18 protein-coding genes are annotated in these 18,071 nt (G+C 43.7%); 7 read left to right on the forward strand and 11 right to left on the reverse strand.

Going from position 1 to position 18,071, the window contains the following annotated elements; translation table 11 throughout:
• Positions 1 to 6: 6 nt before the first annotated feature.
• Positions 7 to 492 carry a hypothetical protein gene (locus tag MSP8886_RS15105; protein ID WP_067017908.1) on the reverse strand — a complete coding sequence of 162 codons (486 nt, stop codon included), beginning with the start codon at positions 490 to 492 and terminating at the stop codon, positions 7 to 9.
• 91 nt (positions 493 to 583) lie between these two features.
• Between MSP8886_RS15105 and MSP8886_RS15110 the strand changes: the two genes are divergently transcribed.
• Positions 584 to 1,021 (forward strand): universal stress protein, encoded by a 438-nt coding sequence (locus tag MSP8886_RS15110; protein WP_067017910.1) that lies wholly within the window; start codon positions 584 to 586, stop codon positions 1,019 to 1,021.
• Positions 1,022 to 1,128: 107 nt separating this feature from the next.
• Here MSP8886_RS15110 and cysS read toward each other — a convergent pair whose 3' ends face one another.
• The 5 genes from cysS to MSP8886_RS15135 all read right to left on the reverse strand — a co-directional run bounded on the left by cysS (position 1,129) and on the right by MSP8886_RS15135 (position 6,358).
• Positions 1,129 to 2,511, reverse strand: a complete 1,383-nt coding sequence (cysS, locus tag MSP8886_RS15115) for a cysteine--tRNA ligase (protein WP_067017912.1) — start codon at positions 2,509 to 2,511, stop codon at positions 1,129 to 1,131.
• Positions 2,512 to 2,515: 4 nt separating this feature from the next.
• The gene (locus MSP8886_RS15120; protein ID WP_067017913.1) at positions 2,516 to 4,189 is read right to left on the reverse strand and encodes a glutamine--tRNA ligase/YqeY domain fusion protein; all 1,674 of its coding nucleotides are present in this window, start codon (positions 4,187 to 4,189) and stop codon (positions 2,516 to 2,518) included.
• A 149-nt stretch (positions 4,190 to 4,338) separates the two neighbouring features.
• Positions 4,339 to 4,659 carry an AzlD domain-containing protein gene (locus MSP8886_RS15125; protein ID WP_067017915.1) on the reverse strand — a complete coding sequence of 107 codons (321 nt, stop codon included), beginning with the start codon at positions 4,657 to 4,659 and terminating at the stop codon, positions 4,339 to 4,341.
• Complete coding sequence (locus MSP8886_RS15130; protein ID WP_067017917.1) at positions 4,656 to 5,390, reverse strand: AzlC family ABC transporter permease; 735 nt, start codon at positions 5,388 to 5,390, stop codon at positions 4,656 to 4,658. Before MSP8886_RS15130 ends, MSP8886_RS15125 begins: the two co-directional genes overlap by 4 nt.
• On the reverse strand, positions 5,387 to 6,358 hold the full coding sequence (locus MSP8886_RS15135; RefSeq protein WP_067017919.1) for a bifunctional helix-turn-helix transcriptional regulator/GNAT family N-acetyltransferase: 972 nt from the start codon (positions 6,356 to 6,358) through the stop codon (positions 5,387 to 5,389). Before MSP8886_RS15135 ends, MSP8886_RS15130 begins: the two co-directional genes overlap by 4 nt.
• Positions 6,359 to 6,593: 235 nt before the next feature.
• Here MSP8886_RS15135 and queC point away from each other — a divergent pair, with 235 nt between their 5' ends.
• From queC to MSP8886_RS15155, 4 genes are all read left to right on the forward strand, one after another.
• Entirely contained in the window at positions 6,594 to 7,253 is a 660-nt protein-coding gene (queC, locus tag MSP8886_RS15140) for a 7-cyano-7-deazaguanine synthase QueC (protein WP_067017921.1), read from the forward strand.
• Between the two features lie 162 nt (positions 7,254 to 7,415).
• Positions 7,416 to 8,066 (forward strand): 7-carboxy-7-deazaguanine synthase, encoded by a 651-nt coding sequence (queE, locus tag MSP8886_RS15145; RefSeq protein ID WP_067017923.1) that lies wholly within the window; start codon positions 7,416 to 7,418, stop codon positions 8,064 to 8,066.
• 44 nt (positions 8,067 to 8,110) lie between these two features.
• Positions 8,111 to 8,614 carry a peptidylprolyl isomerase gene (locus MSP8886_RS15150; protein WP_067017925.1) on the forward strand — a complete coding sequence of 168 codons (504 nt, stop codon included), beginning with the start codon at positions 8,111 to 8,113 and terminating at the stop codon, positions 8,612 to 8,614.
• Positions 8,614 to 9,396, forward strand: a complete 783-nt coding sequence (locus MSP8886_RS15155) for a UDP-2,3-diacylglucosamine diphosphatase (protein WP_067017927.1) — start codon at positions 8,614 to 8,616, stop codon at positions 9,394 to 9,396. The genes MSP8886_RS15150 and MSP8886_RS15155 overlap by 1 nt, the downstream gene beginning before the upstream one ends.
• Positions 9,397 to 9,579: 183 nt before the next feature.
• Here the strand turns inward: MSP8886_RS15155 and MSP8886_RS15160 are convergent, their stop codons facing one another.
• Both MSP8886_RS15160 and MSP8886_RS15165 read right to left on the reverse strand, forming a co-directional pair.
• Positions 9,580 to 9,897, reverse strand: coding sequence for a hypothetical protein (locus MSP8886_RS15160; RefSeq protein WP_245659109.1), 318 nt, complete (start codon positions 9,895 to 9,897; stop codon positions 9,580 to 9,582).
• Positions 9,898 to 10,064: 167 nt separating this feature from the next.
• On the reverse strand, positions 10,065 to 10,682 hold the full coding sequence (locus MSP8886_RS15165) for a MiaE family protein (protein ID WP_067017929.1): 618 nt from the start codon (positions 10,680 to 10,682) through the stop codon (positions 10,065 to 10,067).
• A 177-nt stretch (positions 10,683 to 10,859) separates the two neighbouring features.
• On the opposite strand from MSP8886_RS15165, the gene MSP8886_RS15170 reads away from it, so the two are divergent.
• Positions 10,860 to 12,614 (forward strand): formylglycine-generating enzyme family protein, encoded by a 1,755-nt coding sequence (locus MSP8886_RS15170; protein ID WP_067017931.1) that lies wholly within the window; start codon positions 10,860 to 10,862, stop codon positions 12,612 to 12,614.
• A 210-nt stretch (positions 12,615 to 12,824) separates the two neighbouring features.
• Positions 12,825 to 15,428 (forward strand): bifunctional aconitate hydratase 2/2-methylisocitrate dehydratase, encoded by a 2,604-nt coding sequence (gene acnB, locus MSP8886_RS15175; protein WP_067017934.1) that lies wholly within the window; start codon positions 12,825 to 12,827, stop codon positions 15,426 to 15,428.
• Positions 15,429 to 16,068: 640 nt separating this feature from the next.
• Here acnB and hpf read toward each other — a convergent pair.
• The 3 genes from hpf to MSP8886_RS15185 all read right to left on the reverse strand — a co-directional run bounded on the left by hpf (position 16,069) and on the right by MSP8886_RS15185 (position 17,957).
• Positions 16,069 to 16,461 (reverse strand): ribosome hibernation-promoting factor, HPF/YfiA family, encoded by a 393-nt coding sequence (gene hpf, locus MSP8886_RS15180; protein WP_067017936.1) that lies wholly within the window; start codon positions 16,459 to 16,461, stop codon positions 16,069 to 16,071.
• Between the two features lie 458 nt (positions 16,462 to 16,919).
• Positions 16,920 to 17,138, reverse strand: coding sequence for a hypothetical protein (locus tag MSP8886_RS22560; RefSeq protein ID WP_245659110.1), 219 nt, complete (start codon positions 17,136 to 17,138; stop codon positions 16,920 to 16,922).
• Between the two features lie 147 nt (positions 17,139 to 17,285).
• Entirely contained in the window at positions 17,286 to 17,957 is a 672-nt protein-coding gene (locus tag MSP8886_RS15185) for a hypothetical protein (RefSeq protein ID WP_067017939.1), read from the reverse strand.
• Between the last annotated feature and the right edge of the window lie 114 nt (positions 17,958 to 18,071).

Genomic DNA, 18,071 nt, shown 5'->3' on the forward strand with positions numbered 1-18,071 from the left:
TCGTGCTTAAATCAGAGAAGGCTTTGCCAAAGAATGCGTCAGTCTTGATATCAGTTTGACTGTATCCTCATCGCCTTTTTCCTCATCCCAGTATACCGACACACCGTCTTTATTAATCTTGATGGCAGTTGCCAAACCTGACAGCGTTGCCAAATCCTGCTTGTCCTGATCCGTCAAATTCAACTCCTTGCTCATCCACCAATCTGATGCAACTGGAAGATATTTCCAGACTTCATACGTAATTAGCCAGAGATCTTCTTCAATAAAATTAAGTGGCTTATCTCGAAATAAGCAATAAGCATAAAATTTATGTACTTCTTTTGACTTATCCCACTTGTCAGGTAGCCCGATTGATGTAAGCTGAACAGTAAGCTTTAATTGCCGAGCGTTCATTCGCAAGTCCCCCAAACGGCGTTCTCGTTTGGAAGGAAGAATCCATGATGCAGCTCCCATGATGGATAGTGTAATAAAAATAATGATCGCTAATTTCATATACTTTGCTCGTTACATATAGACTAAAATAAATAGAAACTGATATTTGCGTTTTAGCACTTAAAATCAGCACCCAAACCGGAGGTATCCTATGCTGTACAAAAAAATACTACTTGCTATTGATTTAACCGATGAGAGCATTAAAGTTGCCAACAAAGCGGCTGAACTGTCTAAAGCTATGGGAGCCGAACTCGTTATTATACACGTAATTGAGGCCCTCAATTACGCCTATGGAGGCGATGTTCCTATTGACATCACGGACATACAAAATCAGCTTAAAGAAACAGCAAGAGAGCGCATGACTGTCTTGGAAAGCCAAATCGATGTACCAGTAAAAGAAACCTGCGTCACTCAAGGCGGCATCGAAAGTGAAATCCACCGCATTGCCGACGAAAAAGACGTCGACGTCATCGTCGTTGGTAGTCACGGTCGTCACGGCCTAGCTCTTTTATTAGGCTCAACAGCCAATGGCGTACTTCACGGCGCACCTTGTGATGTACTAGCGGTTCGAGTTCATCGTAGCGAATAAGATTGCTAAACGAAAATATTGGGGGCACACCCAGAAAAAAGGCGATGCTAATATAAAAACATCGCCTTTTTTTCATCTACTAAACGTCACGAAAAGACAATAAACCGTTAATGGCGAGTCCAAGTTGTTCCTTCGCGACTATCCAACAGCTCAATACCTTGTCTTGCTAACTCATCACGAATCTCATCACTGCGAGCAAAGTTTTTATCTTTGCGGGCTTGTGCACGCTCATCAATCAACGTTTGTATTGCCGTCTCACTCAATCCTTCTGAGATAGTACTGTTTTGCAAGAAATACTCAGGTTCTTGGCCAAGCAGCCCTAGCAAATCCGCCAATACACGTAATTCAGCTGCCAACTTAGGCGCCATTGCTGGCGACTCCGTTTTGGCTTTATTCAGCTCGCGAACCAATTCAAACAGAACAGAAACCGCCACAGCCGTATTGAAATCGTCTTTCATCGCATTTTCAAAACGCTCAGTAAACTCAGTCGGCTCGTAAGAGTCAGCAACCGATTGCTGGCGTAAGGCCGTATAAAGACGTTCCAACGCCACTTTCGCTTCTTGCAAACTTTGATCCGAATAATCAATCGGACTACGATATTGGCTCGACACCATTAGGTATCGAATCACTTCTGGATTAAATTTTGCTAACACATCGCGAACCGTGAAGAAATTGCCCAACGACTTAGACATTTTCTCATTGTTAACACGCACAGCACCACAATGCATCCAGTAGTTAACATAGTCCTTACCCGTCGCCGCTTCAGACTGAGCAATTTCATTTTCATGATGAGGAAATTTAAGGTCAGGCCCACCACCATGAATATCAAAATGGCTGCCAAGGCAACTCGTCGACATAGCCGAACATTCAATATGCCAACCAGGACGACCCTTCCCCCAAGGGGAATCCCAAGCCACCTCACCTTCTTTAGCGCGCTTCCACAAAACAAAATCGGCAGGGTGCTCTTTCGCTGCCTCCACTTCAATACGTGCACCAGCGAGCATGTCCTCAAGTTTACGATTGTTTAGCTTTCCGTAATCTTTGAATTTCGCTGCACGATAATACACATCACCAGAAGCGCCCTGATAAGCAAATCCTTTCTCAACTAAGATGCTTACCATATCGATGATTTCTTGCATGAACTCTGTGGCCTTAGGCTCACGATCAGGCATTTTATTACCCAATGCCAGCTCATCTTCACGCTGAGCCGCAATCATGCGTTCAGTCAATGCCTGAGTCGACTCATTATTCTCTTCTGCACGTTTGATAATCTTGTCATCGACATCTGTAATATTGCGTATATAGGTCAAATCATAACCAAGGTGACGGATAAAACGTGAGATAACATCAAAGGAAATCATCGCACGAGCATGCCCAATGTGACAGAAGTCATACACGGTATTGCCACAGACATACATACCGACTTTGCCTTCAACAATGGGTTTGAAAATTTCTTTTTTGCCCGTTAGGGTGTTATAAATCTTCAACATGCTTTTACTTTCCTTTTGCTTCGATTTTTGCCCAAGAATCTCGTAACGTTACGGTGCGATTAAATACCATGCCCTCTTCTTTCAAATCGCGACAAAAATATCCTTCACGCTCAAATTGAAAGCCTTGACCTTTCTGCGCAGAAACAAGGGACGGCTCCACTTTTGCGTTAGTTAAAACACTCAAAGACTCAGGATTGATAAAATCTAAAAAGGTTTTGTCTTCATAATTGGCATCAGGTGCTTCATTAACAAACAAGCGATCGTACAAATTCACCGTTGCATCAACAGCATGTTTTGCGCTCACCCAATGGATTACCCCTTTAGGCTTATAACCTTCTGGGTTAACTCCCAGGGTGTTTTCATCGTATCGGCATAGCAGTTCAACCACCTCACCCGCATCGTTCTTAATCGCCTGATCACAGGTAATCACATAACCACCGCGTAGACGAACTGCACCATCCAATGTTAAGCGCTTCCACTTGCGAGGAGGGACTTCCGCAAAGTCCGCTGCATCAATATACAAATTTTTGCTGAACGGTACCTCGCGAGTACCAGCTTCTTCATTTTTCGGATGATTACTAACCGTGAAGATTTCTTCTTTGTCTTCTGGGTAATTGGTTAATGTTACCTTGATGGGATTCAAAACCGCCATGGCACGGCTAGCATTCGCATCCAAATCTTCACGAATCGCGTGTTCAAGCATGCCCACATCGACCACACTGTCCGATTTAGTCACCCCAATACGTTCACAGAAGTTGCGAATAGATTGAGCTGTGTAACCACGACGGCGAAGACCTGAAATGGTTGGCATACGAGGGTCGTCCCAGCCGTTCACATGCTTCTCATCCACTAATTGCTTGAGCTTACGCTTACTGGTCACAGTGTAATTCAAATTTAACCTTGCAAATTCGATTTGCTGAGGGTGAACGGTATTTAGCGTATCCAACACCCAATCATATAATGGGCGATGGTCTTGGAATTCCAATGTGCAAATGGAGTGCGTCACCCCTTCAATGGCATCCGACAAGCAATGGGTAAAGTCGTACATTGGGTAAACACACCACTTATCACCAGTTTGGTGGTGATGAACGTGGCGAACACGATAAATAATAGGATCACGGAGGTTAATGTTTGGACTGGCCATATCAATTTTGGCACGCAATACCACTTCACCATCTTTGTATTTACCGTTTTTCATGTCCATAAAAATGGCCATGTTTTCTTCCACAGTACGATCACGATACGGGCTGTTTTTACCCGGCTCTTTCAAGGTGCCACGGTATTCACGCATTTGCTCACCATTCAACTCACAAGCATAAGCCTTACCCGCTTGCACCAGCTGGACCGCATAATCAAACAATTGGTCAAAATAGTGAGAGGCAAATTTGGGCTGATCTTTCCACTCAAAGCCTAACCACTCGACATCATGCTTAATGGACTCAATGTACTCAACACTCTCTTTTTCAGGATTGGTGTCGTCAAAACGTAGATTACATTGCCCATTGTAACGTTGCGCTACGCCGAAGTTCAGACAGATAGATTTAGCATGACCAATGTGTAAATAGCCATTTGGCTCAGGTGGGAAGCGAGTTAACACCTTGCCTCCATGCTTTCCTGATTCGTTATCTTTATCAATGATTTGGGTAATGAAATTACCTGGTTTTGACGTTTCTGACATGTTTGATGTAAGTCCCGATTAGTATTCGTCTAACAATAATTGTTACTTTGATTGGCAAGTATATATTATTTAGGTTTACCTTGGATATTGAGCGTAAAATCTTTTTGTCTGTTTTTCTGTTAGCCAATTGCTGATGAGCCTGTTCTTTCTCACCAGTATTTCGCTACAAAGAACACCAACACCCCAACCACAATGGTCAGCAGCTGTTGTTGACGCCAAATTCCTACCACAAAAGCCGCAATGGCACCTAACAACCAAGGATTATCAAGCGAAATATTTATATGCTTGTTTGGCATCAAAGTCATGGGGGTGATAATCGAGGTTAACACAGCGACAGGTACAAACTTTAACGCTTTCTCAACAAAAGCAGGCATAACGACCTTATCTGCTCGCGCAAACAAAACAAAACGCACCCCAAAGGTGACGATAAACATACCAGTGATAATCAAAATATAATCGGGCAATGTCATGATTCCACCTCCTTAATATCGTTATCTTTTTGTGGTTTGGAGTTCACCATTGCATCCGCAACAACCCCCATCAAAACACCAATTAATGCGGACACCAGCAAGCCCAAGTTATTGGGCAGTCCAGATAATAGAATGGAAGACCCACCCGCACAGACAAGACACAACCAAAACGACTTGTGCTTTAAATACGGCGTAATAATGCCAATAAAAGTGGCGACCATCGCAAACTCTAGTCCCCAGTGACTCATTCCAGGAATCAGCTCACCAGATAAAATTCCCAGCAACGTGGTCAGATTCCACATAATATAAAACGATAAAAAAGACCCTAAATACACTTTATGACCGCTATCCTCATTAACAGCCCCTATACCATACATCGGCCGAACTGCCGCATAGGTCTCATCAATGAGTCCAAAGCCCATAAGAAAGCGCATTGACAAAGGCAAGTGACGGACAAATTTCACCATATCAGCGGCATACAAAAGATGACGCAGATTAACGATAAAAGTCGTCGAAACGATGACCCAGATGGGCGCATGCAAGGCAATTAATCCCAAGGCAACAAACTGAGCAGACCCTGCAAACACAATAGCCGACATAGCAATAGCAAACCAAGGGCTCAAACCATGACTGGATGCCAAAGAACCAAACAATAAACCAAACGGAATGCCCCCAACAATCATAGGAATGGAAGCAACAAAACCACGACGCATTTCCTTAACGGTATTCATATGTGATCACCCAATGATTTTTCCATATAGACATCCGCCCTTTCATACGGAGAAGGAAAAGGAAAAGGCTTTTCCACAAAGCCGTTTTTGTCGTAAAGTCGTCGCGCTGCTGTCAAACAAGACGCAGTCTCCAACGTCAACTTAGTCAAATGATTTTGCCCAGCAAATTCGTACACTTGCGTCAACAACCGTTGGGCAACGCCTTTTCCCTGGCAATGTTCCGCCACAGCTAATTTACATACCTCACCGCTGTGCTTGTTACTGGATGAAGTGTCATGGGATGGCACAAAGGCTATGACCCCAACAACAGAGTCGAATGTTGGTGTTTTTCTAATAGCCACCCAAACCCTACCGCCTTTATCAATAATTTCTCGTTGCGGATGTCTCAATAGTTTGTGGTCTTTCTCTGCTATTTGATTAGGAAAATAACGTTTTAACCATGCCATATTGAGGTCATAAAAGGCTTGCTCATGTTTTTTGGCAAGCGGCACAATAGTAATTCCCCCTAAACGGTCCATGACTTTATTAGCAAGACCGCCATTAAAGAGTTGTTTCTCTAGTTCAGACAAGCCCTCCATGAAGTGATTACTTGAAAAATTCGTCATATTTTCTATGACCACTTTCATTTCTTCTAAAATCGGTTCCACCCGCTGCATCGCCTGTATACCGTGTTCCGATAGCTTCAACAACGAGCGTCGCTGGTCTTGAGAATCAAGGGTTTTCTCAACTAAATATTCCTTCGCCATTTTAGTGACCTGTTTGCTAACTGCCGGATGGCTGAGCCTTAATTGTTCGGCGATTTCAACAACAGATAACTCACCAACATGCTGCAACAAGCGAAGAATTGGAAAATAAGTCGACGATATAGGGATATCGCACTGCAAATAAATCGATTGCACCTCGCTAAATAAATCGTCGCTTATCCGCTTTAAACGGCTCCCTAAAGTTAATACCCCAAATTGTTCCACTTTCCCTCCAGCACACCGACAAAACAATTAATTAACATTCTTCATAAATACGTAACTAGTTACGCATTGAATTTATCTTATCTTTTCACCCTTTGCAATATTTGCTGTTTTCTATTGAATTATTATGGATTTCTAGTTTGACTCATCTCCCTTCTGCTATAATCCCCGCCCTTATTACCCATGCTTGGGAAATAAGCCCACACTCTCACCACCTAAGTAATCAGAGGTAACAGATATGTCAGAAAAAGCCGTTGTGGTGTACTCAGGAGGAATGGACTCATTTACCGTCCTCAATACCGCACTTAAAAGTGGATTAGAGGTTTACGCACTCTCTTTTAATTACGGGCAAAAACACAGCAAAGAGTTACAAGTCGCCGCACAAGTTTGCCGTGAATTACAGGTACCTCATAAAATCGTCGACATCACAGCGATTAATAGTTTGATGGCTAACTCATCACTTACTGGTGATGAGGACATCCCTGAAGGCCATTATGAAAGTGACAACATGAAGTCCACTGTGGTCCCCAATCGTAATATGGTATTACTTTCCATGGCGATTGCTTATGCCGTCTCACTAGAAGCAGGTAAAGTGTACTATGGCGCACACTCAGGCGATCATCATATATATCCTGACTGTCGCCCTGAGTTTGTCACAGCCATGAATGCCGTTTCTAACATTGCTAATTATCAGCCTGTTGAAATCGTCACACCGTTTTTGCACTCCTCCAAAGGCGACATTTTAAAAGCGGGATTAGCAATGAATTTAGATTACGCTAAAACATGGACTTGCTATAATGGCCGCGAAAAGCCCTGTGGCAAATGTGGCGCCTGTAACGAACGACTAGAAGCGTTTGCTGAACAAGGCATAACAGACCCACTGGAATATGAAGCCTAAGTGGTCATCAACGTCAGTTAATGACTTACTTACCCTGATTTTAGTCTGCTAGTTTCGGCTGTGATTGGCTTTTGTTCCACAAATTCCCAATACACCGATAACATAACAACTAAAGTGAACCCTTACCTCGAACTGTTTTTCGAGACGTAACTGGTGTAACACATGTACTCAATTAAAGAAGCCTTTTATTCATTACAAGGCGAAGGCGCTCACGCTGGTCGCCCTGCTCTATTTTGTCGATTTACTGGCTGTAATTTATGGTCAGGACAAGAGAAAACCCGCGCACAGTCTGACTGCCAGTTCTGCGACACCGATTTCATCGGCACTGATGGCCAAAACGGTGGAAAATTTAAAACGGCAGAACAATTACGCAAACACATCGATGCCCTATGGCCTGCAGGCCAGGCACACAAATACGTTGTTTTTACTGGTGGGGAACCCGCCCTGCAGCTCGATGAAGCACTCATTACAGAGATGAAACAACATGGCTATACCATCGCCATTGAAACCAATGGGACACTTCCATTACCAAACGGCATTGATTGGATATGCGTTAGCCCTAAGACGACGAAACCGTTAGTAGTCACCAAAGGCAGCGAACTCAAGCTCGTGTATCCTCAATCTCACATCACGCCCGATTTATTTGAAAACTTGGATTTCATGCATTTTTACCTGCAACCCATGGACCAAAGCCACCTAACCGTCGATCAAATACCGCTAATTGACACCCAACAAGCCACATTACACTATTGTTTAGCACATCCACTGTGGCGTCTCAGCTTACAAACACATAAAATGCTTAATATCGATTAACTATTGAGTACGTTTTTCTCTATACCAGAAATAAGGAATCATAAATGATTATTCTACATACTAACTTCGGCGACATTCATGTTGAGCTGGATTATGAAAAAGCCCCAAAAACAGCAAAGAACTTTGAAGATCATGTGGTAGCAGGCCACTACGATGGTGTGATCTTTCACCGTGTTATCAATGGCTTTATGATTCAAACAGGGGGATTTGAGCCTGGAATGACACAAAAAGACGCTAAGCCCTCCATCGAAAATGAAGCGGATAATGGTTTGAAAAACCTAACAGGCACACTAGCGATGGCCCGCACAATGGACCCTCACTCAGCTTCAACACAATTCTTTATCAACGTAAAAGATAATGACTTCCTCAATCATCGCAGCAAATCAGCTGACGGTTGGGGTTATGCCGTATTTGGTAAAGTAACTGCGGGTATGGATATCGTTAATAAGATTAAAGAAGTCAAAACCACTATGAAAGCGGGACACCAAGATGTTCCCGTGGAAGATGTTATCATCGAAAAAGCGGAATTGGTTAAAAGCGAGGGCTAATGACTCGTTATTTCATATCCGATCTGCACCTTTACGACAAGCGTCCGGACTTAATCCGGGCGTTTGTTCGTATGTTGCAAGAAATCGCCGACAGACACACCAACAATGACGCCAGCCTCTATATATTGGGCGACCTCTATGAAGCTTGGATTGGTGATGATTTTCATGCTGACTGGAACAACCCAATCAAACAGGCTCTAGGCAGTCTGTCAGATAGAGGTGTAGAGTTATTTATTCTTCATGGAAATCGTGACTTTCTGATTGGGGATACTTGGTGTCAGGAAGTTGGCGCAACACTACTCAGTGAACAAACGCTAATAAGACAAGGTAGCCACCCTATTCTGCTTACCCATGGTGATGAATACTGTCAAGAAGACATTGAATACCAAAAGCTTCGTGCGATGGTCCGATCCACACAGTGGCAAACTCAAGTGCTCTCTATGCCGATGGAACAACGACTCGCTCTAGCGGAACAATTGCGCAATGACAGCAAAAGCATGTCTGCAGACAAAGCATCCAACATCACAGATGTCACGGAAGCCCATGTTGCCCAATCTATGAAAGAGCACCATGCTAATCTTCTTATCCATGGACATACCCATCGCCCTGCGCTCCACACCCTCGTGGATTATAGCCGCTGCGTGTTAGGAGACTGGGATGATTATGTTTGGTTAGCCACCCTAGATGATCAAGCCTACACACAAGCTAACTGCAGTGTGGATGACTTTTTAGCCAATGGCCTGAGCGCCTTAAAAAAGGTTCACACTCTGCCACTAGACTAACGTAACCGAACCTGGATTACTGCATAGCATTTGATACGGATGCTAGTCATTGTCAGGAGCAGTCCGTCGGTGCAGAAAACAAAACGCCCAACTTTTTCAAGTTGGGCGTTTTTTATTGATATATACTTGTTACCAAGCAAGCTAACTAGAAGAAAGCGCCGTCTAGACAATGCACCATATGAGTTAGTTGAGGTGAAGCAGCTCCTTTACCCATTGAGTTTCAGCGCCTTTTCGCAAACGTGAAAACTCTAAATGACGCTCGTGTAATAATGCTACGGCTCGAAAAAAGGCATTATTCACGATGACTGGATTAAGCTGAACGCCATAGGTTTGCCACCAATGTTGTTGAGCTTTACTGGTTAATAGTTGATACAAATAATCCAATTCCACAGAGCCTTGATATACCTTATCAAGGTTTATCATTTGATCGTTTTTAGATATTTCCAATGCCAACCAATAGGTAACATCTGGCAATTGCTCACTCATTTGCATACCCATCATTCACCTCTCCAATCATCAGCTGTTACACCGATAAGTCTAGCACCCTAAACTCAAATAACTTGTAGGAATATGAAATGCTTTGTAGCCTTTCGTAATAACAAAACCAGCAGTAACGTCTTGTATATCATCGTAATTGCCATATTTCTTTTCCACCATACTGCCCTTTTTTAAGCGACTGCAATCATTGGCGGACCACTATGAACACGAAACGCTTCATCGGGTTCAACGATTAAAGCATGTTCTAATTCACGGAAAAATTCAACGCGTTCTTCAATCGATTCGCCTGCGTATTCTTCCGCTAAGGCCAAATAATCTTCAAAGTGACGAGCCTCAGATTTAAGCAAGGATTGATAAAACTTAGACAGCTCTGCATCCAAATGCGGGGCCAACACCGCAAAACGCTCGCAAGAACGAGCTTCAACAAAAGCACCAATAATTAAAGTATCAACCAGACGAGCGGGTTCGTGAGTACGAATATGTTTTCGCAAACCGTCCGCGTAACGAGACGCCGTCAAATGCTCATAGGCAACATCACGCTTACGCATCAATTTATGCACTTGCTCAAAATGCAATAACTCTTCACGGGCCAAGCGAGACATTTTATGTAGTAAATTATCACGATCCACATAGCGATACATCAAACTCATCGCCGTAGAAGCGGCTTTTTTTTCGCAATGTGCATGATCATTTAACAGCAGTGATTGGTTTTCAAGAGCCCAATTCACCCAAGCGTCAGGGGAGCGACAGGGAAGAAAAGCCACAAGCTCAGGATACGCAGATAACATTACTCTACCTTTTCATCTTAAAAAACGAGATTATACTAGGTAAAGGATGGATAAGTCTTCTAACTCTCAGTCTCTAATAGTAATTCTCATAAAAGATGAGACAATAAAAGCGTTAGTCACCTTCCCTCACCGTATACACATAGGCAGTATTGTCTTGATTTGGACATCAAACGATTAATGATAGAATTCTACGACATAAATAAATTAAAAATCGGCCAGCATGTTGGCGTAGAACTGGATCCTTATGTTTTAAATTACCCAACTGGTAAAAATAAGGCCTCTTGGGTGGCAGATCATGGTGGCAGATCCTTTGTCATTCGATTTTACGAAAAAGACCGCGGCAAGGTTGACGACTTTGTCCAAAATGCGCGTAAATATGCCCAGCTAAAACTCCCAGCGATTACCCCAAATTACCCACCTTTCTATTCCAAGCTATGGGTGTTTTCTTGCTCCGCCGTATGTGGTGGTGAGAACTTGTACAGTTTTTTAGGCAAATACCCTGAAGGTGCCCCCTTAAATGTCGTCATTAGCCTATTCGACACCATTGCAAAAGCGTTAGATCAAATTCATGAAAAAAACTTCTTCCATGGTCACTTAGATTTAAGTGCTATACAAGTAGTAAACGGCATTGGCATCATGACAGGCGCTGGTGCGCATCATTGGATGGAACGCATCAGCAATAACGAAATGGATCCGAGGCTATTTCCACCTGAGTATCTGAAAAAAATACAAAATCGCTCGCCTATTTCAGATCGTTATTGCTTTATGCGCTTACTCATGGCCGCGTTACTGGGTGAATCTATTTTAGATAGAGCCCAACCCAGCCAACTGCCCAATTCGCACCCATATTTGAGTAATGACACGTGGAAAAAGCTCAAAAACTGGACCCGTAGCTCAGAACGTCATCGTCCAAAATCCTTAGTGGAGGTCATGCGCCTACTGCGGGCAAACTTATATCGTCCAGAAGTCGCAGAAGAAAAAACACCACCAAAAGATAACAAACGCTCCCTCTTATTGGCTCGCAAGAATATGTTGATCGCAGCGGGCCTGATCGCCTCTGTCGCCTTCGCATCGGTGGTTTTATGGCCTGAAGAACCGACACCAAAACCCATTATTGCTCAGGCGGAAGTGCCAAAAGAGAAAACACCAGAGGAATTATTCAATGCCCTACCGCAAGTTCTACAGGAGCCATTAAAAGACGGCGGAAAAGCACCTAAAGTAGAGAAAATTGCCCCTTCGACCTTTTTAATGGGAGATCAACAACATATAGGCGACGATAACGAAAGGCCTGTTCATGAAGTGAAGATTCCCAAAGGCTTTTATATGAGTAAATATGAAGTCACTTTTAATCAATATGATCGCTTTGCCGAGGCGACGGGGCGAGCACTTCCCTCCGACAATGGTTGGGGAAGAGGCAATCGCCCAGTCATTAACGTCAGCTGGTACGATGCAAAAGCTTATGCCGCATGGTTATCGGAACAAACTGGACAAGAGTACCGGCTACCAACAGAAATAGAGTGGGAGTATTCAGCCAGAGCCAACTCAAATACCAGCTATTGGTATGGTAACAAGGTCAAACCAGGCTACAGTGTATGCGACAGCTGTGGCAGCCAATGGGATGGAGTATCAACCGCGCCAGTTGGTAGTCAGGCCAGCAATCCGTTTGGCTTATATGACATGCATGGCAATGTAGCCGAGTGGGTAGAAGACTGTTACCATAAAAATTATGACGGTGCGCCAAGCAGCAATCAGGTCTGGCTATCAAACCAATGTGATAGCCGCGTACTACGCGGTGGTTCATGGTTTGACATTCCAAGAGTGGGTCGCAGCTCTACCCGATATCGTGCACAACCCAAACTCAAAGCCAGCAACTGGGGGTTCCGCATCGTGCGCGTCATTCCAGATTCCGCCCTAACTCCTAAATCAGAATAATTCCGCTAAATGTCACCTATTCGAAATTATTATGGGGTTTATTAAGCCTTTAACCTATTTTTTATATAAAATGAAAATACGACAAAGGATTAAATTTCTATTGTGTTCAGATAATTCGCTAGTCTGTAATGAGTTAATTATCTGAACTTACGCCTCAACGCATCGGTTACAAGATATATACACTGATGTAAAAACCTAAGGGGAACTATTGTGTTAGAAGCATACCGTAAACATGTCGAGGAACGCGCTCAACTAAGCATTCCACCGACACCTCTCAATGCAGAACAAACCTCTGCTTTGATCGAACTACTTAAGAATCCACCAGCAGGTGAAGAAGAGTTTATTCTTGACCTTCTTAAAAATCGCGTACCAGCCGGTGTGGACGAAGCCGCCTATGTTAAAGCAGGCTTCTTGGCCGCTATCACAAAAGGCGAAGCAGCTTCCCCACTAATCGATAAAGCATTGGCTACTGAGATTCTTGGTACCATGCTGGGTGGTTACAACATCCAGCCCCTTATCGAATGCCTTGAGATTGAAGAACTTGCTCCTATTGCGGTCAAAGCACTGTCTCACACTTTGTTGATTTTCGATGCGTTCCATGACGTTGAAGAAAAGTCCAAAGCGGGTAATCCACACGCGAAAAAAATCATTCAATCTTGGGCGGATGGCGAATGGTTCACCGCGAAGAAAAAATTGGAAGAAAAAATCACCGTTACTGTGTTCAAAGTAACAGGTGAAACCAACACAGACGACTTGTCTCCAGCGCCAGACGCTTGGTCTCGCCCAGACATCCCACTACACGCCAATGCTATGTTAAAAATGGCTCGTGATGGCATTACACCTGACGTGGATGGTGAAGTCGGACCGATCAGCAAAATTCTTGAGCTGAAAGAAAAAGGCTATCCTTTAGCTTACGTTGGTGACGTTGTAGGTACAGGCTCTAGCCGTAAGTCAGCAACCAACTCCGTACTATGGCACATGGGTGATGATATTCCTTTCATCCCTAATAAACGTGCTGGCGGAGTGTGTATTGGTAGTAAAATCGCCCCTATCTTCTTCAACACCATGGAAGATGCTGGCGCCCTACCAATCGAAATGGACGTTGATAAAATGGACATGGGCGATATCATCGATATCTACCCATACGAAGGCGTGGTGAAAAAACACGACTCTGACGAAGTGATCAGCACTTTCTCTTTGAAAACTCAAGTACTGCTAGACGAAGTTCGTGCTGGTGGCCGTATTCCTTTAATCATTGGCCGCGGCTTAACCACCAAAGCTCGTGAATCTCTAGGCCTTGGCGCCACAGATCTATTCACACTTCCTGGCGCTGTTGCCGATTCTGATAAAGGCTTCACACTGGCTCAGAAGATGGTTGGTAAAGCCTGCGGTCTTCCAGGTGTTCGCCCGAACTCTTACTGCGAACCTAAGATGACAACTGTCGGCTCTCAAGATACAACAGGCCCAATGACACGTGATGAGCTAAAAGACTTGGCTTGCCTAGGCTTTACTTCCGACCTTGTTATGCAGTCCTTCTGTCACACTGCGGCTTACCCAAAACCAGTCGACGTAACCACTCACCACACTCTTCCTGATTTCATCATGAACCGTGGCGGTGTTTCTCTACGCCCAGGTGACGGTATCATCCACTCTTGGTTGAACCGTATGCTACTTCCAGACACAGTGGGCACGGGTGGCGACTCTCATACTCGCTTCCCTCTTGGTATTTCTTTCCCTGCAGGCTCTGGCCTTGTTGCCTTCGCGGCAGCAACAGGCGTTATGCCTCTTGATATGCCTGAGTCTGTTTTGGTTCGCTTTAAAGGCAAAATGCAACCTGGTATCACACTACGAGACCTTGTTCATGCCATTCCATACCAAGCTATCCAAGAAGGCCACCTAACGGTTGAGAAGAAAGGTAAGAAAAATATCTTCTCTGGCCGCATTCTAGAAATCGAAGGTCTTGAGCACCTAACAGCTGAACAAGCATTTGAATTGTCTGATGCTTCCGCTGAGCGCTCTGCAGCAGGTTGTACCATCAACTTGTCAGAAGAGTCTGTTGCCGAATACCTAAAATCTAACATCGTTATGCTGCGCTGGATGATTTCTGAAGGTTATGGCGATGCTCGTACTCTTGAGCGCCGTGCAAAAGCGATGGAAGAATGGTTGGCGAACCCAAGCCTTATGCGTGCTGATGCCGATGCAGAATACGCAGCGGTTATCGAAATCGACCTAGACACCATCAAAGAACCTGTTCTTTGTGCGCCAAACGATCCAGATGACGCTCGTCTACTTTCTGATGTACAAGGTCAACAAATCGACGAAGTCTTCATCGGTTCTTGTATGACTAACATCGGCCACTTCCGTGCCGCTGGTAAGCTTCTAGATGCTGCAGGTAAAGTGGTTCCAACTCGCCTATGGGTTGCACCACCAACTAAGATGGACGCCGAGCAACTGACCGCTGAGGGCTACTACAGCATCTTCGGTAAAGCAGGCGCTCGTATGGAAATGCCTGGTTGTTCACTCTGTATGGGTAACCAAGCACGTGTTGCAGAAAAATCCACTGTGGTTTCTACCTCAACACGTAACTTCCCTAACCGTCTTGGTAATGGTGCAAACGTATTCTTAGCTTCTGCTGAACTTGCTGCAGTTGCCTCTCTACTAGGCAAGCTACCAACGCCTGAAGAGTACTTAGAGTATGCAAACAAGATCAATAGCATGTCGTCCGAAGTATACAAATACCTTAACTTCGACAAAATGGGCGAATACGTGAAAAAAGCATCTAGCGTGATTGCGACAGATGCAGCGTCTGCTTAAGACCGCTTAGATAAGTATTAAAAAAACCGATGCAGAGAGATCTGCATCGGTTTTTTATTTCTGATACCTTCCATATATGTAGATTTTTATACCTCCAGCCATACCCAACTAGATAAACGAATTTTTCCACTAGACGAGAGGCTTACATATCCAATCTTAGAAAGAGTATTTTAGATATAAAAAACCCCAACCGCTCTTTCAAACAATTGGGGTCATTGCCTTTTTATGATATCTGCATGCTTTATTAGCAAACCCTTATCGGTCCACGGTGCAACAGTACTTACAGTCAATACAAGAATCAGGCCAACCTTTAAAGGTTGACAAGAAGTATCATAAAAAGATGACTCTTAGTCCGAAAAACATCCCAGTATCGGTACAAAACCACTTCCCCCCTTAGACACCTATCTAGCACCAAAGAGCTAACCTAACATTAAAATGCAAACAAAGCTGATCGTCGCCCTAAAATTAAACACCACTCTACTAAAGCGCACCATCCTGGAACAAAGTCTCGCTCTAATAGCACCTTAGGAAAAATGATGATAAAGGATAGATAGCAAAAAGCCTCGCTTAGCGAGGCTTATGCTTGTTGTCACTTACCTTAAGGTTCATTAAAAGGCAAAGTGAAGAATGATGTTCAATATTAAATAACTTCTCTTTCTACTAACTCGTCAAACTCAGCCTGCTGCTCCCTTTCTCCAACACTTTCGACATCTTCGGCATTAATGTGATGCTGACGCCCTGTATGTTTGGCTTTATGTTTCACTAACTGTTTTTCTAATTTAGCAACCAATGCATCCAATGCAGGCTTCAGTTGCTGCTCGGTTTTCACCGTAGCAAAGAGGTCATGACCAGGAATATGGACACTGGCTTCCACTATCAAACGATGTATCTCATGCTTTTCTGTATTTAATATCACTTTAATACTAGTGATTTGTTGATTAATGCGGGCCAGATGATCCATTTTCTCTTTAACTAACTGCTGAACTTCTTCGCCAGATTGTACGTGGTGACCGCTAATGTTTAATGTATACATAGAGAATTTCCTTCATTTTTATTGGAAAGCTATTTGTAAAAAAGTCGTCTTGGTTCCTTATGTTAGGTAGATAGTAATAACCTATGGACTATTGAAGCGGATTTCAATCCTAAATTTGTAAATTGTTTTACAACTTTGATAACAAATTTGTCACAACAATGAGTTAAGTCACACCAGTGTCAACATAGCCTTATTTGTCCGCACAAAAAAGCATCGACAAACAGAAAATGCGTAAAACGAGCTCATAATCATCACCCCACTCCTTAACAATACGGCACCATTAACAATCTCTTCCATACTATTTTAGAGTGACCAATGCACCGTCTATTTTACGAACGGGAATACGTGATAGTACATCGCCTTCCGCCATTCTCATATTAATGGCCAAAATAGCATCTGGGCATTTCTCTGTTGCCACATAATGAGTTAAGCAGCCACAGCAATTACAGCGGTGGAATTCAACCTCTTGCCCCCCAACAATAGAAATCGGCCTTTACTTTACTATTGATTTGAAGATGCTCGGGAGAGAAATACGCCCAAGCAGTAGCATGACGTCGACAAATAGAGCCATTAGCCCCCACGTCATCGGGCATAGTACTGAACCCCAAGCGGACATTGCCATTTTCATTCAAACAAAAACAGCAACGATAATGTAGAATATATAAATTAATTATCATATATACGATATTTCATTAATACTTCCCTATCCTATACCTATATCCTAACCCTTCTTTTTCACCCCTTTTGCACTCGCTCTTGCAGAATCTCTTTATCGTATAAGCAACTAGTAGCCCTAACCAAGCAAGAGGATATAAAAAATGGGCCTAACTCTCTTCATCCGCATGAGACACGACGTCAAAAATGTCTACTTGCTCAAAGTTTTCCAACCAAAAGTAGGAACTAACCAAGCTAAATTGACGAGTTAAACCTTCATCCGTCAATTGTTTCAACTGCCAAACGAGGCCGGGGGCTTCAGGAAACCATGTGCCTTTGATTTGGTCTTCGTACAAACGATTGATCAGAGCATCATCCCCCTGTCCATTGGCTAACAATCGCACAATAGAGGAATGTAGAGACTCATCAAAAATAACCATATCTTCAACATGCTCGACCGTCACGGTCATTTCAAGCTCAACGCCTGTAGGGCTCGCAAAGGTTCCATTAAAGGCATCACGCAATAAACCATAAGCGCTAAAGAAACGCTCATGAAACAGGCAATCTGGGTACTCTTCCCATGAACGATCATCAATCATATCGTGACTGACTTGATCTATTTTGCCTTTTTCTAGCTCTGGAAATAAATGCGTCAATACGGCCTTTGCCGCATCCGCTGACCCAAGATCGTTTAACGACATCAAGCACATCTCGCGGAGCTCCGCCGCGTCCATTTGTTCTACATCATCCTCAAAGCCCACAATGCTCAAAAGAGCACGATAATCTCTGTCAGACCAGGCACCTTGAATCTTGCTTACTTTACGAAAAGCGGCGTTTTTCAAGGTAGTTGTCGCCTAAAATAATTAGGCAGCGTCTTTGTGTTGCTCTGGATTTAATTCCACATCACCTATTGGCTGCCAGTTTCTTTCTGCTTTTGACCAACGCTCAGGGCGTTC

This window comes from Marinomonas spartinae (genome assembly GCF_900089775.1).
In the GTDB taxonomy this organism is placed as follows: Bacteria; Pseudomonadota; Gammaproteobacteria; order Pseudomonadales; family Marinomonadaceae; genus Marinomonas; species Marinomonas spartinae.

What these genes read in the sequence shown, in the direction of transcription:
- MSP8886_RS15170 (WP_067017931.1), top strand. Translation starts at nt 10,860, where the DNA reads ATGATAGAATTCTACGACATAAATAAATTAAAAATCGGCCAGCATGTT.
- hpf (WP_067017936.1), bottom strand. Translation starts at nt 16,461, where the DNA reads ATGTATACATTAAACATTAGCGGTCACCACGTACAATCTGGCGAAGAA.
- MSP8886_RS15160 (WP_245659109.1), bottom strand. Translation starts at nt 9,897, where the DNA reads ATGATGGGTATGCAAATGAGTGAGCAATTGCCAGATGTTACCTATTGG.
- MSP8886_RS15155 (WP_067017927.1), top strand. Translation starts at nt 8,614, where the DNA reads ATGACTCGTTATTTCATATCCGATCTGCACCTTTACGACAAGCGTCCG.
- MSP8886_RS15165 (WP_067017929.1), bottom strand. Translation starts at nt 10,682, where the DNA reads ATGTTATCTGCGTATCCTGAGCTTGTGGCTTTTCTTCCCTGTCGCTCC.
- MSP8886_RS15130 (WP_067017917.1), bottom strand. Translation starts at nt 5,390, where the DNA reads ATGAATACCGTTAAGGAAATGCGTCGTGGTTTTGTTGCTTCCATTCCT.
- MSP8886_RS22560 (WP_245659110.1), bottom strand. Translation starts at nt 17,138, where the DNA reads ATGATAATTAATTTATATATTCTACATTATCGTTGCTGTTTTTGTTTG.
- cysS (WP_067017912.1), bottom strand. Translation starts at nt 2,511, where the DNA reads ATGTTGAAGATTTATAACACCCTAACGGGCAAAAAAGAAATTTTCAAA.
- MSP8886_RS15125 (WP_067017915.1), bottom strand. Translation starts at nt 4,659, where the DNA reads ATGACATTGCCCGATTATATTTTGATTATCACTGGTATGTTTATCGTC.
- queC (WP_067017921.1), top strand. Translation starts at nt 6,594, where the DNA reads ATGTCAGAAAAAGCCGTTGTGGTGTACTCAGGAGGAATGGACTCATTT.
- MSP8886_RS15120 (WP_067017913.1), bottom strand. Translation starts at nt 4,189, where the DNA reads ATGTCAGAAACGTCAAAACCAGGTAATTTCATTACCCAAATCATTGAT.
- queE (WP_067017923.1), top strand. Translation starts at nt 7,416, where the DNA reads ATGTACTCAATTAAAGAAGCCTTTTATTCATTACAAGGCGAAGGCGCT.
- MSP8886_RS15110 (WP_067017910.1), top strand. Translation starts at nt 584, where the DNA reads ATGCTGTACAAAAAAATACTACTTGCTATTGATTTAACCGATGAGAGC.
- MSP8886_RS15150 (WP_067017925.1), top strand. Translation starts at nt 8,111, where the DNA reads ATGATTATTCTACATACTAACTTCGGCGACATTCATGTTGAGCTGGAT.
- MSP8886_RS15105 (WP_067017908.1), bottom strand. Translation starts at nt 492, where the DNA reads ATGAAATTAGCGATCATTATTTTTATTACACTATCCATCATGGGAGCT.